The 3058-nt window shown below is 63.8% G+C and carries 2 protein-coding genes and 1 pseudogene; 1 reads left to right on the forward strand and 2 read right to left on the reverse strand.

All coding sequences use genetic code 11. The annotated features are described in order from the left end of the window. Positions 1–422: 422 nt before the first annotated feature. A pseudogene (locus ABT247_RS32855) lies at positions 423–1113 on the forward strand (tyrosine-type recombinase/integrase); the annotation flags it as partial. Positions 1114–1256: 143 nt separating this feature from the next. Here the strand turns inward: ABT247_RS32855 and ABT247_RS32860 are convergent. Next, the gene (locus ABT247_RS32860) at positions 1257–1589 is read right to left on the reverse strand and encodes a hypothetical protein (RefSeq protein ID WP_350750167.1); all 333 of its coding nucleotides are present in this window, start codon (positions 1587–1589) and stop codon (positions 1257–1259) included. 17 nt (positions 1590–1606) lie between these two features. Further along, a partial coding sequence (locus tag ABT247_RS32865) for a polymorphic toxin-type HINT domain-containing protein (RefSeq protein ID WP_350750169.1) occupies positions 1607–3058 on the reverse strand: 1452 nt, incomplete at its 5' end.

Below are 3058 nucleotides of genomic sequence, written 5' to 3' on the forward strand. Positions count from 1 at the left end.
CCTTGCTGCGCTCCCCACACGCCCCGCCCCCCCCTTTACCACGGGGGAGGGTGTCCCCCCGCGACCCCCCGGGCCCCCCGGTGGCGTTTGGGGCAGGGCCCCCCGCACGAGACGACTCGTGCGGGGCCCCTTCGGCTCGGTCCGGCTAGGGCCTGTTGTGAAAGCGCTGGTCACAGCCATTCGTTCAGGGCTGCGACCAGCATTGTCGCTTCGTAGCGAACAACAAGTTTCTCGTACCTCGTGGCGACGGCACGGTGGCGCTTGAGCCGATTGATCCCGCGCTCAACCGCGTGCCGCTGCTTGTAAGCTCGGGCACGTCACGCCAGAAGGCGCCAGTCCGGGTCCGCCACCGGATGCCGTCTATCGACTGCCGCCGTGTCCACACCTACGGCCTGCCCGGTTTGATGCCCGAAGGCAGCAGCCCACGCCGCTTCGAACCCCTCACCGCCGACGAGGCCCGCACCCTCCTCACTGCCGCCCAGGGCCACCGCCTTCACGAGCTGTTCGAACTCGCCCTCCGCACCGGACTGCGCAAGGGTGAACTCCTTGGCCTGCGCTGGGAAGACCTCGACCACGGCAGCGGCACGGCCAGCATCCGCCGCACCCTCCAGCGCATACGCACCGGCGGCGTGACCACCCTCCCGAGCAAGACCGTCAGCGCCGAACACCGCATGGCCCTACCCGCCCCCTGTCCTCTTTCACTCCGCGCCCACCGCAAGCAACAGGCCCACGAGAGGGAGAAGGCCGCGCGGGCTGGGTAGACAGCGGCCACGTCTTTACCCGCCCCGGCGGCCACCCCATCGAACCGCCACCCTCACCAGCCACTTCAACGCTCTGCTCCGCCGGGCCAGGCTCCGCCGCATCCGGTTTCACGACCTCCGACACTCGGCGGCGACCCGCCTCCTGGAACAGGGCGTCGAACTCGTCGTCATCAAGGAACTCCTCGGCCACGCCCACATCGGCGTCACCGCCACGGTGTACGCCCACGTCCGCCTCCGCCTCCAGCGCCAAGCCATCGACACGCTCAGCAATGCTCTTCGCGCCCCAGCAAACGACAGTGCCGAACCCGACGACAGTGGCGATCCGCCGATTTGTGCAGCACCCGTCCGATGACGTTGCCGTCAACCGTTGCCGTCAGACGCCCAAGCGGCCCCACCGGAAACCATCCGGTGGGGCCGCTGAGTTTCATTTAGTTATACCCAGAGCCGCCCTTGCGTCGGGCTAATTTACGATGACTCACGCCATCGCAGCAGCGCTCATGACTCCAATTGTGCGGCGCGCGCCTTCAAGGCTTCTGCGGCCTCGTCCCAATCAGGGCCAAAGCAGAGAAGGTCAGCTGCAGCCTCGCGCAGAAGGGCCGGATCATCGGGACACTGCAAGCAGGCGAGACGATATGCCAGATTGCGAGCCCAGACCGGGAGAGCCATCCAGTCATCCGCCAACACGTCCCGCAACACCGACAAGATCTCCTCAGGGCCTGCGAACGTTATTTTTTCGATGAAATCTCGGACAGCGTCCGGGATTTTCGGGGCGCCATCCTCATAAACCGAGGTGATCATATCCCTGGTCGACTGGTCCAGCTCAGACACAGCCCTTACCTCACTTCTTACGGATTGAGCCAGTAGGTTGCCACGCGATACACGTTATCAGGCGTCTGAGAAACGCGATAGCCGATGTTGAATCCGCCCACCCGGACCTGCCTCTCCAGTGGTCCGGAAAACCCTGGCGATCCTACGCGCGGCACGGCGCCTCCATTTGCCATGTGACTATAGGCATCCGAGACGATGCCTTGCTCAATTTCGTCGGGCGTAAGTCCAGTGGTCCTAAGATCATTCGTCACGCCGCCCGGTCCAGTATGCGCGCGATCAAATCCATGGCCAGTATTAAATTGCCACTGGTCATTACCAACTGTGGCCGAACGCTTTAGATCCTGACCGACGCCCTTTGAGGCTCCGTACACAACCTGACCGCAGCCCGGCCCAGTGTTATGCACAAGCACCGGCGTAGTACCAGCGAGTACATAGTACGTGTGAACGTCTGCGATAGTGAGGTTGTGGGCGGACTGCGGGTTGGTTCGGTAGTTGTGGACCTGGAGGACGGTTGCGGTCTCGCCGTCTGCAGACCGTAGATAGTCACCGGCCTTGAGCTCGTTGGCGTTCGTCCAGTGACGGGTAGTTTCATCCCAGTAGGGGTGCTTCTGGGTGGAGGTGATTGTAGAGCTCTTAGACGGATCGGAGGGGGCGCTGATTGTCAGGTCGGTGAAATCGCGGTCGTTTGACCCAACGATGGTGTTGGTGACTGGTTCGACGTTCGTCGTGCCGGTTTCCGGGTCTGTCGCGATGACCTTGTCGCCAGGCTGTAGGTCACTGATGGTTTTGGCGGTGCCGTCAGAGAGGAGGACGGGTGTGTTGGGTGCAAAGCTGTTACCGTCCTTGCACCCACGTGAAATGCTCGGGTGTTCGGTTTCTGGGAAGGCCTCCTTTGCCAGAGCCTCTGCTGCTCGCGCGGCTAGCCGGGCCTTGTTGTATCCAATGAGGTTGAGTCCGGTGGCAAGGCAGCCCTGCAATGAGCCGTTGGCGCAATTGACGGCATCGTTCACCCCGGTGACCTCTCCCACGAAGTGGGTGACGGCCGCCCAGGTGGCGTTGCCACCAGGCTTGACGGCCTCGGCCGACCAGGAGGAAGCGGGCTTACGCCTGCCGTTGCTAACGTTGAAGTTGATCGTGTTGTGGACTACGAACGGGTGGTCCTGTCCCATGTCGCCGTAGACGACGTCCTCGTGCCAGTCCCAGCCCCCGTTTCCGTCGGGGCTCCAGGTCTCGGTGAGCCCATGGGAGACCGTTCGGCCGAAGCCGCCGACCTCGCCGTCAGGGCGCAACCCACTGGCGTCGCTGAGGTTGGTTGGGTCGTTGTTGCTGTAGGCGTAGGCGTTCCACTGCTGCGGGGACGCGAGGTCGATGATGGGGTCGGGGCTGAGGAAGCGCCCGGTGGTGGGTTGGTATTCGCGGGCGCCGAGGTTGGTGAGGCCGGTGGCGTCATCCTTGGTGCCGCCGACGAA

Origin of the sequence: Kitasatospora sp. NPDC001539, assembly GCF_040298565.1 — a bacterium.
Classification (GTDB): Bacteria; Actinomycetota; Actinomycetes; order Streptomycetales; family Streptomycetaceae; genus Kitasatospora.